Genomic DNA, 16,243 nt, shown 5'->3' with positions numbered 1-16,243 from the left:
AATTATTCTTGTACTGTTTGTGGCTGGAGCACCGTGGAGACGCGGTCGCCTTTTTCTTTACCGTCAGCAATCAGCTTCTGAGAAGAGATTTTATAACGGATTTTGGTGCCGCGAATGACGCTGTCATCTTGAGACAGCATGGCTTCATCTATCATGGTGAGTTGGTCATCAACCATGACATAGTACAGCTCTTTCGCTTCACCATAGAGGGTTTTACCGTCATCGGTGAGCTGAGAGAAAGTCGCCAAATCGCCGTATCCTTCGATCTCCTGAATGGAGCCGTCTTTTGGATCACGGGTTACAATGACTTTATCGGCGTTAATATTGATACTGCCTTGCTTGAGCTTTACGTCACCTAGGAAGGTTACTTTGTTGCTCTGCATATCAAGCTGCTGGCTGTCTGAATCAATGTAAACAGGTTGATCCTGATCGGTAGACAGCGCCAGTGCTTGTCCAGACATCAGCAAACAAGAAATTAGACTAAGGTGTGAGAGTTTCATATCTACCTTGTACATGTTTGTATAGGATGGCGTTGTTTTCAGCAAAGTTGCCTTTCATCGCCTGACCTACTGTTTCAAACTGAGGGCCAACCAAGGTGACTTGGTTGTCTGCCCAAAAATCACGATTGTCCAACTGGATGCCAAGCACATCCGTAGACATGGTATCAAAGCCAGAATCTGGCAATAAGTTTTTCGCCAAGACGTTGTCGTATAATGTCAGCACATGGTCCTGCCCGAGAATACCTCGGTCAGCAGTGACCTCCCATTCTTGGGTTGTGCCTTCTTTGTAAACTTTCAAGACCGGTTGATCAAAAAAGGTATCACCGCTTTTTGCGTAGTGATCGAGTTTAACGGACGTAATGACATAGCTGCGAATCCCTTCTTCGTTGTAAGAGGTATTCACTAAATCTTCACCGCTAAACATAGGTAATTCGGTATCCGGTTCTACCTGAATGTCGAATGTCTTGCCTTTATCAAACAGGTAATAAGCAGACCAACAAATAACAAATGCCAGTATCAGGTAACCGATACGGGATAAACTCATATACTTAGACCTTTGTGGACATCAAGTTCATTGCGCGCTTGTAAAATGAGGTCACACACTTCTCTGACTGCACCGTGTCCGCCACGTATTGAAGTGACGTAATTTGCGCGTTGCGCCAGTAGTGGATGTCCATCAGCGACGCAGACTTTTAAAGCTACTTTTTCCATGACAGGCCAGTCGATAAGATCATCACCGATATAACCGGTTTGTTCTGGCGCAATATTCAATTTGCTGCAAATGTCCTGATAAGCTTTTACTTTATCGTCTTGCCCTTGGTAAATCAGCGAGATTCCCAGAGCTTTCATGCGATTCTCAACAATGCGCGACTGTCGACCCGTGATGATAGCGATTTCAATGCCCGCATTCATCAAAGATTTTACGCCGTATCCATCTCGTGTATGAAATGTTTTCAGCTCTTCGCCATCATTGCCCATATAAATCAGGCCGTCAGAGAAGACGCCATCGACGTCGCATATTAACAGTTTAATCTCTTTGGCAATGTTAAGCGTGTTTTGTTCCACGGGTTTATACAGGGTTTCAATCAATTTTGACATCACATCACTCCCGCTTTTAACAAATCGTGCATATTTAACGCACCGACAACCTTGCCGTCTAGGCATAGAATGAGGCCATTAATGCTTTTCTGCTGCATAAGGTTGAGACCTTCAGCTGCAAGAATATTAGGGCTGGCGGTCGTTGGGTTGGTCGTCATGACTTCGCCAATTAAAGCACTGTGAATGTCAATTCTCTTGTCTAGGATACGGCGCAGGTCGCCGTCAGTGAAAATACCGACTAGGTGCTGGTGGCCATCAACGACGGCAGTCATGCCTAAGCCTTTCTGGCTAATTTCCAGCAATGCTTCTCGTACCACAGTATCCGGTGTTACTAGAGGAAGCTGTTCACCCGTGTGCATGATGTCTGATAGCTTAAGCAGCAATTTTCTGCCCAATGCGCCACCGGGGTGAGAGAGCGCAAAATCTTCAGCTGTGAATCCACGAGCTTGCAGTAAGGCGACCGCCAATGCGTCACCCATGGCTAACGTCGCAGTGGTACTGGCCGTTGGCGCTAAACCCAGTGGGCAAGCTTCTTTTGGCACTGTGATTTGTAAGTGAAAGTCGGACAGCTTCGCCATATTAGATTCAGGCTTACCTGTCATACTGATGATCTTGATATTGAGTCGTTTAAGGACAGGGAATAGCCCCAAAATCTCAGAAGATTCGCCAGAGTTAGAAATCGCAAGGACAATGTCGCCAGGTTCGATCATCCCTAGGTCGCCGTGTGCGGCTTCACCGGGGTGAACGAAAAACGCTGAGGTTCCAGTGCTGGCTAGACTAGCAGCAATCTTGTTTCCAATATGTCCTGACTTTCCCATCCCCATGACGGCAACCTTGCCTTCTTTATTGGCAAGGATCAATTCACAGGCTTGGACAAAATCGTCGTTAATATACTGATCAAGCTGCTCAAGGGCTTCGATTTCTGTTTTTAATACATCAAGAGCAGCCGAGCGAAAATCAAACATGTCACTCTCCGGCAGGCAAAACTAAATTTAAGCTGTCATGTTAAGGATTAGGTATCCCTGATAAGCAATAAAGCAGCAGAATAATACAGCACCTTCTATTCGGTTGATACTACGAGATTTACCTAATGCCATTGCAACCAACAGCAACGAAATACCCAGCATGATCCAGAAATCACGCCCCATGGCATATTCGCTGAGGACGGAAGGGTTAAGGATGCCTGGAATCCCCATCACGGCAAGAATGTTGAAAACGTTAGAACCAATGATGTTACCGACAGCCATGTCGTCTTCGCCTTTCATTACGCCCGCAAGCGAAGCTGCAAGTTCAGGTAGGCTGGTGCCAACCGCAATAATGGTCAAACCGATAACCAGATCGCTCATTCCGAAGTACTGCGCAATATATACAGCATTATTTACCAGTGTATCTGCAGCGATAGGTAGGATAATCAAGCCAACCACAACCCACATCGCCGCTTTGCCATTACTAACGCCTTCAGGTACTTCTGACTCTTGGTCCTCTAATAATGGATCAGGGCTGCCGCTGTCTTTCTCTTTTTTACTGATTCTAAGCATGGCAAGGATAAAGGCTGCAAACAGGACGAACAGCAGAACACCTTCATAGAAGCCCAAGTGGCTATCCCAAAGTAAAACACCCGCAAGGATAGTGACGCCGATCATTAACGGTAGTTCACGACGCAAAACCGCAGAACTGATAGAAAGTGGCTTTATCATCGCGGTAATACCGAGAATTAAGGCAATATTAGCGATATTAGAGCCTAAAACGTTACCGACAGCGGTATCCGTTTTACCGTCCAGCGCCGCAGTAGCTGACACCATCATTTCTGGTGCCGAAGAGCCCATCGCTAGGATGGTCATACCGATCACCAATGGAGAAATACCGATATTTCGGGCTAGAGCAGCGGCACCAAATACGAGCTTGTCTGCGCTCCAAACCAGAAAGATTAATCCAACGACGAGAAACGCTATGGCTTCAAACATGATGATCCTTAATTCAGTGTACAACGTGATAAATTTAACCGTTAATTTTGACGGTTTAGGTGCTAAAAGGGAAGCAATTAATTGTTAACCATTTAAATTGACGGACGTATTAGACTTTTAGAATGAAACAGACTTCATTTAAAAAAATGTCAGCCATAATTAATTGAACAGTGCTTTTAATTTTCACACAATGTGCTTATGATTGCCCATTCAATAAGCTATGGCAGGGTTTACCATGTCCTCATCCGATCTCGTAACCGTTAATAATCTGACGTTTTCTCGTGGAGACAGAAAGATCTTCGACGATGTCAGCTTGCATGTGCCGAAAGGTAAGATCACCGCCATTATGGGGCCTTCGGGCATAGGTAAGACGACTTTGCTGCGCCTGATTGGTGGTCAGCTATACCCTGAGCGAGGGGAAGTATTGTTTGATGGCAAGAATATTCCGTCACTCAGCCGCAAGCAGCTATATAAAGAACGTAAAAAGATGAGTATGTTGTTCCAGTCTGGAGCGCTATTTACTGATCTTAACGTTTTTGACAACGTAGCTTTCCCTCTTCGTGAGCATACCGATTTAAACGAAGAGCTTATCCGAACCTTAGTGCTACTCAAATTAGAGGCGGTCGGGCTTCGTGGCGCTTCTCAGTTGATGCCAAGCGAATTGTCTGGCGGTATGGCTCGCCGAGCAGCATTAGCACGTGCTATCGCGCTTGATCCTGAACTCATAATGTACGATGAACCTTTTGTGGGGCAGGACCCGATTACCATGGGAGTGTTGGTGGAGCTTATACGTAACCTGAACCAAGCTCTCGATGTCACCTCTATTGTGGTCTCTCATGATGTTCCTGAAGTGATGAGTATCGCTGATTGGGTCTATATTCTGGCTAACGGTAAAATCATAGCCAAAGGCTCGCCACAAGAACTGCGTGATAACCCTGATCCGCAGGTTCAACAATTTCTTAAAGGAGATGCGGATGGCCCAGTACCATTTCGTTATCCTGCTCAACCTATTGCGAAGGAGCTATTCTGATGTTGTCTGACTTCGCGAATTTTGTCGCATCGACAGGACGCAGAGCTATGGGTGTCTGCGAGTCGTTTGGTCGTGCTAGTTTAATGCTGTTTGGTGCACTGGCTTCTCGTCCACGCCCAATCCAAAATTTACCTTTGCTGGTGAAGCAACTCTACAGCGTTGGTGTCCAGTCTCTGATCATTATTGTGCTATCCGGCTTATTTATTGGCATGGTATTGAGCCTGCAAGGTTATGTCATTCTGGTCGATTTCGGCGCGGAAGGCGCATTGGGTCAAATGGTCGCCTTATCACTTTTACGTGAACTTGGGCCTGTGGTGACAGCATTGCTATTTGCGGGGCGTGCAGGTTCTGCGTTGACGGCTGAAATCGGTCTGATGAAAGCGACAGAGCAGCTATCCAGTATGGAAATGATGGCTGTCGATCCACTAAAACGAGTTATTGCGCCACGTTTCTGGGCTGGTGTGATTTCCATGCCAATGCTGGCCATGATTTTTATGGCTGTCGGCATTTGGGGAGGCCAGTTGGTTGGTGTGGATTGGAAAGGCATTGACCACGGTAGCTTCTGGTCCGCGATGCAAGCCTCCGTCGAATTGGGCCAAGATATTGGCAACAGCATGATTAAGAGCTTGGTGTTTGCTATTACTGTAACTTGGATAGCACTGTTTAATGGCTATGATGCGATTCCGACCTCGGAAGGTATCAGCCGGGCAACGACACGTACAGTCGTACACTCTTCATTGGCGGTACTTGGTTTAGACTTTGTACTGACTGCATTGATGTTTGGGAACTAAGTATGCAACAAACAAGAAAAATTGAATTATGGGTCGGCAGTTTTGTCCTTGCTGGAATTTGCGCAATTCTGGTGATGATTTTTCAAGTCGCTGACGTAAAGGGTATTGGTTCAAATGATACTTACTCACTGAAAGCAGAGTTCGACAACATTGGCAGTCTTAAAGTTCGCTCGCCAGTGAAAGTAGGCGGTGTCGTTGTTGGGCGAGTGACGGATATTGGCTTGGATACAGAAAACTTGCTACCTGTCGTGACGATGGCGATTGGCAGTCAGTATGACCAATTTCCAGAAACCTCCAGTGTTAAGATCTTAACTTCTGGCCTTATTGGTGAGCAGTACATTGGCTTAACTCCGGGCTTTGTTTTTGATGATGAGCAAATGCTGGTGGAGGGTGACTATATTGAAGACACTAAATCCGCTCTCGTATTGGAAGATTTGATCGGCCAGGTGCTGTACAGCGTCGGCGGTTCTGATTCGGCTAAAGAAGAGGAATAATCATGTTGAAAAAGTTAGTACTCACTTTGGTAACATTTGCTCTGTCGTTTACCGCTTCTGCGGCTCAAATAGATAAAACCCAGCCTTACCAGATGATGAAGCAGGTGTCTGAACAGGCGTTTGCCAGATTGAAAGCTGAACAAGATAAAGTGCACCAGGACCCAGATTATCTCAAAGTGATTGTCGAAGAAGAGCTGATGCCATACGTCAATGAAAAATACGCTGCCCTTAAGCTATTAGGCCCTAACCTGAAAGGGGCAAAGCGAGAGGATGTTGGTAAGTTCATTGAAGCGTTTCGTGCTTATTTGGTGAGTTCTTATGCTCAGGTATTGACTCAATACACCAATCAGGACATTAAATTTGGCCCAGAGCCAAAATCCAGTCCTAAGAAAAGCATTACAGGCGTTAAGGTTGAAATCATCGATGCGCCACGCCCAAACATCAAACTTGAGTTCAAACTTCGTAAGGACAAAAAGAGTGGTGAGTGGAAGGCGTTTGATATGATTGCAGAGGGCATCAGCCTTTTATCAAGCAAACAGTCTGAATGGAGTGGCAAGTTACGTCAGGAAGGTATTCTTGCGGTAGCGAAAGATTTGGAAGATCTCGCTGCACAGCCCATTCGTTTTGAAGGTAAAGAGAAATGAGTGCCAAACAATGGCTAAGTGTGTCTGACGGCCACTACCAAATTACTGGCGCGCTGGATAGAGAGTCGGTACCCGCCTTATGGCACTCATTATGTAACTGGAAGGTGACCAGCTCGACGATTGAAATCAGCCTAGAACAGGTCGAAAGAGTCGATTCAGCAGGCATGGTTATGTTAATTCATCTATTAGAGCATGCAAAAAAGCAAAACTGTCATATAATGCTCAGCTTCGTGCCAAAACAACTGCTAACTTTATTTCAGTTGAGTAATGTCGAAGAGTTTATCGACGGGCATTTAAAGAATTAAACAGGGGTGAATTGTGGATAGCGCAAAAGTACAACAGATTTTAGAAGAAGCACTTAACCTGGAAGAGCTACACGTTAAAGGTGAAGGCAGCCATTATGAAGTGGTCGCTGTTGATGCTAGTTTCGAAGGAATGAGCCGCGTTAAGAAGCAACAACTGATTTACGCTCCATTGATGGAATATATCCAAAGAAATGACATCCATGCTGTGTCCATTAAAGCTTACTCTCCAGAAGAGTGGGCGCGTGATAAGAAGTTGATGTCACTGTAAGGGTTAATGATGGATAAGTTTCGAGTAAAAGGGTCAAAGCAACCTCTGGTTGGTGAAGTCACAATCTCTGGTGCGAAAAACGCAGCATTGCCAATTCTTTTCGCATCTATTTTAGCGGAAGAGCCCGTTGAAGTAGCCAACGTGCCGCACCTGCGTGATATCGACACGACGATGGAATTGCTCAAGCGTCTAGGTGCCAAAGTAGAACGTAATGGTTCTGTACACGTTGACCCGAGCAGTATTAATGAATATTGCGCTCCTTATGATTTAGTTAAAACCATGCGTGCATCTATCTGGGCATTAGGTCCACTAGTAGCGCGTTTTGGTCAAGGTCAAGTCTCTTTACCTGGCGGTTGCGCCATCGGTGCGCGTCCTGTGGATCTACACATCCATGGCCTAGAACAGCTAGGTGCCACAATCACACTGGAAGATGGCTACGTTAAAGCTAACGTCGATGGTCGTCTGAAAGGTGCGCACATCGTAATGGATAAGGTCAGTGTAGGCGCAACGATTACGATTATGTGTGCAGCGACTTTGGCTGAAGGTAAGACAGTGCTGGATAACGCTGCGCGTGAGCCAGAAATTGTTGATACGGCGGAATTCCTGAACACGCTTGGCGCTAAGATTTCAGGTGCAGGTACTGACACCATCACTATTGAAGGCGTAGAGCGTCTTGGCGGTGGTCAACATGCTGTTGTTGCTGACCGCATTGAGACAGGGACTTTCCTTGTTGCTGCTGCTGTCTCTGGCGGTAAAGTTGTGTGTCGTAATACCAAGGCTCAACTCCTTGAAGCGGTGTTGGCTAAACTGGAAGAAGCCGGTGCGAAGGTTGAGACAGGCGAAGACTGGATTTCTGTCGACATGACAAATCGCGAGCTGAAAGCGGTGACAGTGCGTACGGCGCCACACCCAGGATTCCCGACAGATATGCAGGCTCAGTTCACTCTGCTTAATCTGATGGCGAAAGGTGGTGGTGTGATCACCGAAACCATTTTCGAAAACCGTTTTATGCACGTACCTGAATTAATGCGTATGGGCGCTAAAGCTGAAATCGAAGGCAACACAGTGATTTGTGGTGACGTAGAGGAACTCAGCGGTGCTCAGGTAATGGCGACGGACTTACGCGCTTCAGCGAGTTTAGTTATCGCAGGCTGCATTGCGAATGGTGAGACAATTGTTGATCGTATTTACCACATCGATCGTGGCTACGATAAAATTGAAGACAAACTGTCGGCTCTTGGGGCCAATATAGAGCGCTTCCGGGACTCTCATTAACCTCAGCTAACATTTGTAAGCCGAAACGAGAGTTTCGGCTTTTTTATGAGCGCTAGATCAGTTAGAGTCTTGGGCATATGTTATTGACTGTTTTGTTCTTGGAGAACAACCAATGATTGCACTACTACGTGTATTAGCTGTCGCGATTTTTGCAATTGTGATGTTTGTGTTTGGATGCGGCTATTGTTTACTTAGCCCGCGTAACCCAAAACACGTTTTTACCTTTGGTCGCCTGTTTGGCAAGATGTCACGAGTATTTGGCATCACATTAGAACTGCGTTTACCAGAGGACGCATACAAACGTGGCCAGCATATTTATATTGCTAACCACCAGAACAACTGGGATTTGTTTACCGTTTCTTCTGCTGTGACGCCAAAAGTTGTCACGGTAGGCAAAAAGAGCTTGGCGTGGATGCCGCTGTTTGGCCAGCTTTACTGGTTGACGGGTAATATTCTGATTGATCGTGCTAACCGCTCTAAAGCGAAAGGAACGATCGATCAGGTGGTCGACAGCATGAATCAAAGTGACGTTTCTGTATGGATGTTCCCAGAAGGAACCCGTTCACGTGGCCGTGGCTTATTGCCGTTTAAGACGGGCGCGTTCCACGCTGCGATTGGCGCTAAGTTGCCTATCGTTCCTATTGTGTGTAGTTCTACCAGTGGGCTTAAACTCAACCGCTGGAATAATGGCCATGTGATTGTTGAAATGCTGCCACCTATCAGTACAGAAGAATACGGTAAGGAAAACATCCGCGAGCTGGCAAATTTATGTCGTGAACAGATGAAAGATAAGCTCGAATCTCTGGATAAAGAAGTAGCAATGCTCAATCAGCAAGCGGGCGTAAAAGCTTAACTTCTAGTAAATGAAATAACGAAATTGAGCCTCAGTATAGACTGGGGCTTTTTTGTCTCTGGTGATAATCATTTTCTAGATCAGAAAAAAGAGGGCTGGCGTTTTTACGCCAGCCCTCTCAGTATCTTTTTGTTATGTAGAACTAGATATCGTCGCGCTCAATTGGGCAGCTCATACAACGAGCACCACCGCGCCCGCGGCCCAGTTCATTACCTGGAATAGTCAGAACTTCGATACCAGCTTTGTCGTACTTCTCATTAGTGTAGACGTTGCGTTCATAACCAATCACTACACCGGGCTTCACTGTGAGGACGTTGTTCGCGTCATTCCACTGTTCACGCTCTGCCTCATAGTTGTCACCACCTGTTGTGATGATCTTGAGGTAATCGACACCAAGTGCTTCTTCAATCGCATGAGTGTAGCTTGGGACTTGCTCGACTTTCATTTCATCGTCTTCGCTGTCTCCTTTAGGAGTCAGGCGCCAAGTATCAAGGTCTTTACGCATGATCTCTGGGTAAACGGAGAAAGTGTCAATATCCATATGGGTCATGACCGTATCCAAGTGCATGCAAGAACGGTGTTTTGGCAAATCGATGGCAATCACTTCTTTTGCTTGACCATTCTTAAATAGGTTTGCCGCTAAGTTCTCAACACCTTGTGCCGTCGTACGTTCAGACATACCGACCAACACCGCACCTTTACCGATTACCAGTACATCGCCACCTTCAATATTGGCATTGTCATAATGCAGGTCATCATCACCAAAGTATTTGATGAAATCTTGCCCTGCAAATACTGGGTGCCAGCGATAAATCGCTCGTAGATGGTTTGTCTCACGTTGACGTGCTGGTTTCATCATCGGGTTAAGAGAAACACCACCGTAAACCCAACATGAAGTGTCACGAGTGAAGAGATGGTTTGGCAATGGCTCGATAACAAAGTCCAGCGGACGATGCATCTTAGGTAACATTGATGAAGACTGTATTGGTAGCTCTGAATAAGCTAGACCACCGAGCAAGATCGTTGCTAAATGCTCATTATCCATATCCGATAAGTAATGGCGTAGGTCGCGAGCAAACGTCGGGCCGTAGCGGAAGTCAGAAATCTGAGTATCCAGTAACCACTCCTTGGCTTCTTTCACTGCCAAGGTCTCTACTAGGAGGTCGTGAAGCAGTAATACTTCGACGCCCTGATTTGTCAGAGTTTGTGCAAACTGATCATGTTCTTTACCTGCTGCTTCCACAGCAAGAACATCGTCAAACAGTAGCTCATGGCAGTTTGAAGGGGTGAGGTGGGTTAACGCTCGCTCTGGGCGGGCTAACAATACACGTCTTAACTGGCCTACTTCTGAGCCTACGTACAACTTACTCATTTTGCGTCCTTACAATAATATCCAGTGCGTATTTATGACAAGGTTGTTATCAAGATGCAAGCAGTAATGTTGGGTTCAAAAACTGGTTTTTATTAAATTCGTGGTTTTTAATTCTTACGTATTGGTTTTTTGTGATTTTTTTAACTAAAAATTCAACTGTAAAATATGTGCGCTGACTTTGCGACTCTATTCGCCACGCTATTAGAGGGATTTTGACAAATTAAAATTGAATTCAGCATAGCTATTCACAACTTTGCCAACTGGTGGCAGAAAGGTATATTTCTATGCAGATCTCATTTTTCCTAAGATATGCAGTGATGAAAAATAAAAACGCATAACTAAGGGGAGGAAACTGTGATCGACGACCACAGATAATTCTGAATCACGCTGATGATAAAAAAATGTTAAGTTTCCGATGTTGTGAGCTGGATCCGGTGAGATCGTTAATGATTGCCTCAATAAAGATGACGATCCGAATGGATTGCGGGTAGTAATTTCGCTGGATCCATGCGATATTCCGTTGCGGTAAAAATCGATCAATGTTGTCACTATCTGGAGCCGACTTATGTCTCATGAAGACGAATATCTATCAGTTGAAGAATTAATTGAGATTCAAAAGGAAGAGACTCGCGAGATCATCCAAGCCTTACGTGAAGATGGCAGTGATCCAGATGCGCTGTATGAAATTGAACATCACCTGTTTGCAGAAGATTTCGATACGCTAGAAAAAGCCGTTGTTGAAGCGTTTAAAATGGGCTTTGAAGTATTGGAAGCTGAAGAAACAGAAGATGAAGATGGCAACAAACTGCTGTGTTGTGACGCCACAATGGAATCCGCTCTTGATGCAGAAGCGATTGATGCTCAAGTAGAGAAGCTGATTCACCTTGCAGAGAAATACGACATCATCTACGACGGATGGGGTACCTACTACGAAGGCGAAGATGCGCTGTACCCAGAAGAAGATGACGACGAAGAGTAAAGAGTTGTTGAAGAAACCAGCCCAAAGGCTGGTTTTTTTGTCGCTGTATTTCGTCGAGGGATAAGTATCTTTCATTCAGACGATTCTTTATAATCACCCAAACTTGATCTAGCGCAATTTTAATAAGGGAAACATGCAGCTATCACTCGCAGGCTTATGGCAGATCTCTCCGCTTACTGACCTTTCTGTTCCTCAGGATGACATTACTTTCCCTGCAGCGTTGAGCGCGCGCTTACCTGATACATTGTCCGAACAAGAGATTGCGGAGCAAGAGTGGCACTTGATGCACGATATTGAAGTTGACGAGGCTATGCTGGCGTTCCCAGCCGTTGACTTGGTGCTCGGTGGCGTAGATTACCATGCTGAAGTGCGACTTAATGGTATCGCGTTGTTTGATTGTGATGGCTCACAGGTGGAATACAAAAAGGACATTCGCCCTTACATGCAGTTAGGTCGAAATCGCTTTGAGATCCTATTTCTCGAAGAAGAAGAAGAGCTTTTGTTCGAAGAAGACAGGCTGGATATTTGTCCTTTAGGTGAACAACCTCATCAGAAGTTTGACTCACGAGTGGGTATCTGGAAAGAGCCTTACCTGCAGTTTATCCGCCATGTGCGTTTAGATCATGTTGTAACCGAGCAGATCTGGCACCACGGCGGTGGCTGTGAGTTTATGGTCGATCTGCATTACAAAACCTATTCACCAGGGCTGATTTCTGCGTCGGTTAAGTTTAACGGAATGACGTATCACCTGCCTATTGATGTACGAAATGATCATGCGAGCGCTCTGTTTCAGGTCGAAGCGCCGATCTATTTCGATGCTAGTCAGCCTGATCCCAATGATCTATATCAGCTAGAAGTGATGTTGGATGGTCAAACGCAGAAATTTAATATCGGATTGAGTGAAGATCTCTGCGTGACCCATTTTCCGGTGTAGTGGTTTTTAAACGTGAGCAGCTTGCTGTGAAAATAGCGGGCTTTGTTTACGTTGCCACACTCGTTCATGGAAATAATAGGCGAGAGTATTGATACTTGGTTCAATTGCAGCCATGACTCCACCAACTAACCAGCTCCCTGTCAAAAGATAAGCCACACTGAACGCCACACTAAAGTGTACAACGGCAAAGCTGGTGGTTTTCAGTGCTGTAGCGTTCTCACGTTTTTTCAACTGGGGTGAGGCTTGCCACACTCGTTCATGAAAATAAAACGCCACGGTGTTTACCATAGGTTCGATCATGGCAATCAGACTGCCGATCAAGATATCACCCGTTAATAGATACGCAACCGTGAACGCGATTGTGAAGTGAATAGCAGCAAAGGTTAGTGTCTTTTTCATGATGTGATCCAGTCTTTGGTTTTAATAGGATCATTATTGATAATTATTATCATTAGTTAAAATCGATTGAAACTATAATATCAATCGTTAGTAACTATTAAAAAAGGCGCTCAATTGAGCGCCTTTTATCTTTATTCAATCCACTTAACCTTGCGGTTTTACCACCAAGACATTGATGGGTGAGTTCTGAACCACTTTACTGGCGACGGAACCTAATACCACTTTATCCAGTTTAGAACGTTTATGGCTTGGCATCACAATCAGGTCGGCACCAAGCTTTTCCGCATAGTCGAGAATAGTCGCGTACGCTTTGCCTTCGGCTACGTGCGCTTTATAGACGACTTCTTCAGGAATGTGCTGGACAGCGAACTGTTTCAGCTGACTCTCAACGTCATTTTTCATTTTTGCTGCGGCATCCTTTGGAAAGTAGGTCGCAACCATTGACATGTGAATACCTGGTAATACGTTCAGAAGATGAACTTGAGCATTGGAGTGCTTGGCGTGCCAGACAGCCAGCTCAAGTGCTTTATCAGAAAAGCCTTTGTCGTTCAGATCGACAGGAACAAGAATTTGCTTATACATCGATAGCTCTCTATTCAGTCACAACCATGAAAATGGCTGAGATGTGCATCCTTAGTTAATACCAAATCCACCAGATTTAAGTGGTTTAGTATAAGTGTAGCCTCACTTCCTTCTATGGAGCGAGGCTAACTAAGTTACGCGCTCAGTTCATCCTTACGAGCTCGTCTTCTCTGGTTCATACCTAGACCGATGAGCAGTAGCAGTGCAGGAACGAAGACCCACTCTTTCATTGGTCGATCTGCATCCACTACAACCGAGCGAATTTCCCAGTCGAAATCAACACCAGCTGCTTCTGCTGGGCTACCGAACTCGACCATATCTACCAACATACGGCCATTGCTGTTATTTAGCATCAGACCCATAGATGAGATACGATCTTCAGCGGACTTTGCGCTGTCCTCGAATGGTAGTCGGACGGTCTTCGAGATGAAATCGCCTTCAAGGTTCTCACCCGCAACAAGAAGCTCAATCTCTTGACCAACTGGCAGCTGTTCAGTGATTTGCGCGATCTCTGTACCTGGGTGAAGTACTTTGGCTGGGTAAATTTGATCCCACCAGAAACCAGGGCGGAAGAAAGTAAACGTCAGAACCAAGAGCAGAACCGTTTCCCACCACTTGTTCTTAGTAAACCACCAGCCTTGTGTTGCTGCAGAGAATATCAGCATTGCGATGACGGAAGATATGATCGTGAGCAACAAATGCCACCAACTATCAATACCCATCAAAAGAAGCTGAGTATTGAAGATGAACATAAATGGCAAGATGGCAGTACGAATATCGTAGGTGAAGCCTTGAATACCCGTTCGAATTGGATCCGATTTTGCGATCGCCGCTGCTGCAAAGGCAGCCAAACCAACTGGAGGTGTATCGTCTGCCAGAATACCGAAGTAGAACACAAACAAGTGCACGGCGATTAGAGGGATAATCAGGCCGCTTTGTGCACCTAGCGTCACGATAACAGGTGCCATCAACGTGGATACTACGATGTAGTTTGCAGTCGTCGGTAGGCCCATCCCCAAGATTAGGCTAATCACTGCGGTGAACAGTAGCATCAGGATAATGTTACCGCCCGAGATAAACTCGACGAAGTCCGTCATCACGAGACCGATACCCGTAAGTGTGACAACACCAACAACCGTACCAGCTGCTGCAGTGGCCACACCGATACCGATCATGTTACGTGCACCCGAGACTAGGCTCTCTAGCAAATCAATAAAGCCTTCTTTGGTTTGCTCAGCAATCGATCCTTGCTTTGACATTACGGCCATTAGAGGACGTTGAGTAATCAGGATAAAGATCATGAATACCGTTGCCCAAAACGCAGACAAACCTGGAGAGAAACGCTCTACCGTTAAACACCATACTAGAACCACGATTGGTAGTAGGTAGTGCAAGCCCGATTTAATTGTTGGACCTGGATCCGGCACTTCAGTCAATTCAGCATCAATTTCAATCGCCCCTTCTTTGGCATATTTGGCTGAGACATTGACCAAGCCGACGTAAGAAAGGAGGAGCGCAACGGTGACGATTGGTGTTGCTGCATCGCCGAAGGCGTCTTTTGTCCACCCGATACCGTAGTACACCACGGCACTGATGACACACAAGCCGAGGATGGTGCCAGTAAATGACAGCAAGCTCGCGATTAGCGTCGGATTGTGACGACGCGGAAGGCCAGTCATACCCGCTTTACACGCTTCTAGGTGAACAATGTAGATCAGAGCGATGTATGAGATTAGAGCTGGAAGAATCGCGGCTTTAATCACTTCTACATACGAGATACCCACATATTCAACCATCAGGAATGCTGCTGCACCCATGATAGGTGGCGTTAGTTGACCGTTGGTTGAAGCGGCAACTTCTACTGCGCCTGCTTTTGTCCCTGGGAAACCGACACGTTTCATTAGTGGGATAGTGAAGGTACCAGTGGTCACAACGTTAGCAATTGAAGAGCCTGAAACTAGACCTGACAAACCTGATGCCACAACAGCCGCTTTCGCTGGCCCACCTTTCATATGACCGAGTAGAGAGAAAGCGACTTTAATGAAGTACGCGCCTGCACCAGCACGTTCTAGCATTGCACCAAACAGTACAAACAGGAATACGAATGATGTCGAAACGCCTAATGCAACACCAAATACACCTTCCGTTGTTAGCCATAGGTGCGACATGGCTTTGTTCAGACTTGCTCCTTTGTGCGCGATAACATCCGGCATGTACGGACCGCCAAAGGTGTACAGCAAGAAGACTGCAGCAACAACCATCAGCGGTGGACCCAGTGCACGACGTGTAGCTTCCAGTAGGAGCACCATTCCTATAACTGCAACCACAATGTCAAATGTTGTTGGAGCACCTGAGCGGCCAGCCAGCTCGGTGTAGAAAATATAGATATAAGCAGCGGAGAAACTGCCGGCTAACGCCAGTAGCCAATCCAGAGCAGGGATTCGATCACGAGGAGAAGTTTTTAGAGCAGGGTAAGCGGTAAACGCTAGGAACACGGCAAACATCAAATGTATCGAACGTGCTTCAGTGTCGTTGAGTACGCCAAAATTAAATATGAACGGCAGAGGGGATGCGTACCAAAGTTGGAATAATGACCAACATAGTGGCACAAACCATAAGATGCGGCCAGGAATCCCCAATGGGGCACGGGCACCTGTGTCGGCTTGAGCTACCATTTCTTGCACGTCTTGAGACGGAGATGTTGTCTTCGACATGTACTTAATCCTTATTATAAATGGCCTGTCTTTTTATGATT

General features: G+C 45.9%; 19 protein-coding genes. 10 read left to right on the top strand and 9 right to left on the bottom strand.

Translation table 11 applies throughout. The annotated features are described in order from the left end of the window. Positions 1-2: 2 nt before the first annotated feature. From lptA to IX95_RS24365, 5 genes are read right to left on the bottom strand one after another with little or no spacing between them, the layout of a single operon-like run. Positions 3-500, bottom strand: a complete 498-nt coding sequence (lptA, locus tag IX95_RS24385) for a lipopolysaccharide transport periplasmic protein LptA (protein ID WP_021456660.1) — start codon at positions 498-500, stop codon at positions 3-5. After that, positions 481-1,044 carry an LPS export ABC transporter periplasmic protein LptC gene (gene lptC, locus IX95_RS24380; protein WP_019274207.1) on the bottom strand — a complete coding sequence of 188 codons (564 nt, stop codon included), beginning with the start codon at positions 1,042-1,044 and terminating at the stop codon, positions 481-483. Before lptC ends, lptA begins: the two co-directional genes overlap by 20 nt. Next, positions 1,041-1,598, bottom strand: a complete 558-nt coding sequence (kdsC, locus tag IX95_RS24375) for a 3-deoxy-manno-octulosonate-8-phosphatase KdsC (protein WP_021456662.1) — start codon at positions 1,596-1,598, stop codon at positions 1,041-1,043. Before kdsC ends, lptC begins: the two co-directional genes overlap by 4 nt. Further along, positions 1,598-2,563 carry a KpsF/GutQ family sugar-phosphate isomerase gene (locus tag IX95_RS24370; protein WP_038164691.1) on the bottom strand — a complete coding sequence of 322 codons (966 nt, stop codon included), beginning with the start codon at positions 2,561-2,563 and terminating at the stop codon, positions 1,598-1,600. Before IX95_RS24370 ends, kdsC begins: the two co-directional genes overlap by 1 nt. A gap of 27 nt (positions 2,564-2,590) precedes the next feature. Beyond that, positions 2,591-3,562, bottom strand: coding sequence for a calcium/sodium antiporter (locus IX95_RS24365; protein ID WP_006963158.1), 972 nt, complete (start codon positions 3,560-3,562; stop codon positions 2,591-2,593). A gap of 235 nt (positions 3,563-3,797) precedes the next feature. Here IX95_RS24365 and mlaF point away from each other — a divergent pair, with 235 nt between their 5' ends. From mlaF to IX95_RS24325, 8 genes are all read left to right on the top strand, one after another. Further along, on the top strand, positions 3,798-4,592 hold the full coding sequence (gene mlaF / locus IX95_RS24360; RefSeq protein ID WP_038164688.1) for a phospholipid ABC transporter ATP-binding protein MlaF: 795 nt from the start codon (positions 3,798-3,800) through the stop codon (positions 4,590-4,592). Further along, positions 4,592-5,383, top strand: a complete 792-nt coding sequence (mlaE, locus tag IX95_RS24355; protein ID WP_006963153.1) for a lipid asymmetry maintenance ABC transporter permease subunit MlaE — start codon at positions 4,592-4,594, stop codon at positions 5,381-5,383. The genes mlaF and mlaE overlap by 1 nt, the downstream gene beginning before the upstream one ends. 2 nt (positions 5,384-5,385) lie before the next feature. After that, entirely contained in the window at positions 5,386-5,877 is a 492-nt protein-coding gene (gene mlaD, locus IX95_RS24350) for an outer membrane lipid asymmetry maintenance protein MlaD (protein WP_006963152.1), read from the top strand. 2 nt (positions 5,878-5,879) lie between these two features. Next, complete coding sequence (locus IX95_RS24345; protein WP_019274205.1) at positions 5,880-6,521, top strand: MlaC/ttg2D family ABC transporter substrate-binding protein; 642 nt, start codon at positions 5,880-5,882, stop codon at positions 6,519-6,521. Continuing rightward, complete coding sequence (locus IX95_RS24340; protein WP_038164686.1) at positions 6,518-6,826, top strand: STAS domain-containing protein; 309 nt, start codon at positions 6,518-6,520, stop codon at positions 6,824-6,826. The genes IX95_RS24345 and IX95_RS24340 overlap by 4 nt, the downstream gene beginning before the upstream one ends. 13 nt (positions 6,827-6,839) lie before the next feature. After that, the gene (gene ibaG / locus IX95_RS24335) at positions 6,840-7,094 is read left to right on the top strand and encodes a BolA family iron metabolism protein IbaG (protein WP_006963149.1); all 255 of its coding nucleotides are present in this window, start codon (positions 6,840-6,842) and stop codon (positions 7,092-7,094) included. Positions 7,095-7,103: 9 nt separating this feature from the next. Further along, complete coding sequence (murA, locus tag IX95_RS24330; RefSeq protein ID WP_038164683.1) at positions 7,104-8,369, top strand: UDP-N-acetylglucosamine 1-carboxyvinyltransferase; 1,266 nt, start codon at positions 7,104-7,106, stop codon at positions 8,367-8,369. Between the two features lie 112 nt (positions 8,370-8,481). Beyond that, positions 8,482-9,222, top strand: coding sequence for a 1-acylglycerol-3-phosphate O-acyltransferase (locus IX95_RS24325; protein ID WP_006963147.1), 741 nt, complete (start codon positions 8,482-8,484; stop codon positions 9,220-9,222). Between the two features lie 142 nt (positions 9,223-9,364). Here the strand turns inward: IX95_RS24325 and arcA are convergent, their stop codons facing one another. Next, positions 9,365-10,594 (bottom strand): arginine deiminase, encoded by a 1,230-nt coding sequence (gene arcA, locus IX95_RS24320; RefSeq protein WP_038164681.1) that lies wholly within the window; start codon positions 10,592-10,594, stop codon positions 9,365-9,367. A 565-nt stretch (positions 10,595-11,159) separates the two neighbouring features. Between arcA and rraB the strand changes: the two genes are divergently transcribed. After that, on the top strand, positions 11,160-11,573 hold the full coding sequence (rraB, locus tag IX95_RS24315; protein WP_006963145.1) for a ribonuclease E inhibitor RraB: 414 nt from the start codon (positions 11,160-11,162) through the stop codon (positions 11,571-11,573). A gap of 133 nt (positions 11,574-11,706) precedes the next feature. Then, positions 11,707-12,507 carry a glycosyl hydrolase 2 galactose-binding domain-containing protein gene (locus tag IX95_RS24310; RefSeq protein ID WP_006963144.1) on the top strand — a complete coding sequence of 267 codons (801 nt, stop codon included), beginning with the start codon at positions 11,707-11,709 and terminating at the stop codon, positions 12,505-12,507. A gap of 6 nt (positions 12,508-12,513) precedes the next feature. Here the strand turns inward: IX95_RS24310 and IX95_RS24305 are convergent, their stop codons facing one another. The 3 genes from IX95_RS24305 to IX95_RS24295 all read right to left on the bottom strand — a co-directional run bounded on the left by IX95_RS24305 (position 12,514) and on the right by IX95_RS24295 (position 16,202). Continuing rightward, positions 12,514-12,906, bottom strand: a complete 393-nt coding sequence (locus IX95_RS24305) for a DUF2061 domain-containing protein (RefSeq protein ID WP_019274199.1) — start codon at positions 12,904-12,906, stop codon at positions 12,514-12,516. Between the two features lie 144 nt (positions 12,907-13,050). Next, entirely contained in the window at positions 13,051-13,488 is a 438-nt protein-coding gene (locus IX95_RS24300; protein ID WP_021456669.1) for a universal stress protein, read from the bottom strand. Positions 13,489-13,622: 134 nt separating this feature from the next. Continuing rightward, positions 13,623-16,202 (bottom strand): TRAP transporter permease, encoded by a 2,580-nt coding sequence (locus IX95_RS24295; RefSeq protein ID WP_038164679.1) that lies wholly within the window; start codon positions 16,200-16,202, stop codon positions 13,623-13,625. Positions 16,203-16,243 lie beyond the last annotated feature (41 nt).

The organism is Vibrio sp. B183 (assembly GCF_000740665.1).
Lineage (GTDB): Bacteria > Pseudomonadota > Gammaproteobacteria > Enterobacterales > Vibrionaceae > Vibrio > Vibrio coralliilyticus.
The sequence above is the reverse complement of the archived record's forward strand: the minus strand, read 5'-3'. Positions and strand labels throughout refer to the sequence as shown.

Excerpts from the sequence above, each read along its gene's own strand:
- rraB (WP_006963145.1), top strand. The coding sequence starts at position 11,160 with ATGTCTCATGAAGACGAATATCTATCAGTTGAAGAATTAATTGAGATT.
- IX95_RS24340 (WP_038164686.1), top strand. The coding sequence starts at position 6,518 with ATGAGTGCCAAACAATGGCTAAGTGTGTCTGACGGCCACTACCAAATT.
- IX95_RS24345 (WP_019274205.1), top strand. The coding sequence starts at position 5,880 with ATGTTGAAAAAGTTAGTACTCACTTTGGTAACATTTGCTCTGTCGTTT.
- IX95_RS24300 (WP_021456669.1), bottom strand. The coding sequence starts at position 13,488 with ATGTATAAGCAAATTCTTGTTCCTGTCGATCTGAACGACAAAGGCTTT.
- arcA (WP_038164681.1), bottom strand. The coding sequence starts at position 10,594 with ATGAGTAAGTTGTACGTAGGCTCAGAAGTAGGCCAGTTAAGACGTGTA.
- IX95_RS24295 (WP_038164679.1), bottom strand. The coding sequence starts at position 16,202 with ATGTCGAAGACAACATCTCCGTCTCAAGACGTGCAAGAAATGGTAGCT.
- IX95_RS24365 (WP_006963158.1), bottom strand. The coding sequence starts at position 3,562 with ATGTTTGAAGCCATAGCGTTTCTCGTCGTTGGATTAATCTTTCTGGTT.
- mlaD (WP_006963152.1), top strand. The coding sequence starts at position 5,386 with ATGCAACAAACAAGAAAAATTGAATTATGGGTCGGCAGTTTTGTCCTT.
- mlaF (WP_038164688.1), top strand. The coding sequence starts at position 3,798 with ATGTCCTCATCCGATCTCGTAACCGTTAATAATCTGACGTTTTCTCGT.
- IX95_RS24325 (WP_006963147.1), top strand. The coding sequence starts at position 8,482 with ATGATTGCACTACTACGTGTATTAGCTGTCGCGATTTTTGCAATTGTG.
- mlaE (WP_006963153.1), top strand. The coding sequence starts at position 4,592 with ATGTTGTCTGACTTCGCGAATTTTGTCGCATCGACAGGACGCAGAGCT.
- lptC (WP_019274207.1), bottom strand. The coding sequence starts at position 1,044 with ATGAGTTTATCCCGTATCGGTTACCTGATACTGGCATTTGTTATTTGT.
- murA (WP_038164683.1), top strand. The coding sequence starts at position 7,104 with ATGGATAAGTTTCGAGTAAAAGGGTCAAAGCAACCTCTGGTTGGTGAA.
- IX95_RS24310 (WP_006963144.1), top strand. The coding sequence starts at position 11,707 with ATGCAGCTATCACTCGCAGGCTTATGGCAGATCTCTCCGCTTACTGAC.
- IX95_RS24370 (WP_038164691.1), bottom strand. The coding sequence starts at position 2,563 with ATGTTTGATTTTCGCTCGGCTGCTCTTGATGTATTAAAAACAGAAATC.
- lptA (WP_021456660.1), bottom strand. The coding sequence starts at position 500 with ATGAAACTCTCACACCTTAGTCTAATTTCTTGTTTGCTGATGTCTGGA.
- kdsC (WP_021456662.1), bottom strand. The coding sequence starts at position 1,598 with ATGTCAAAATTGATTGAAACCCTGTATAAACCCGTGGAACAAAACACG.
- IX95_RS24305 (WP_019274199.1), bottom strand. The coding sequence starts at position 12,906 with ATGAAAAAGACACTAACCTTTGCTGCTATTCACTTCACAATCGCGTTC.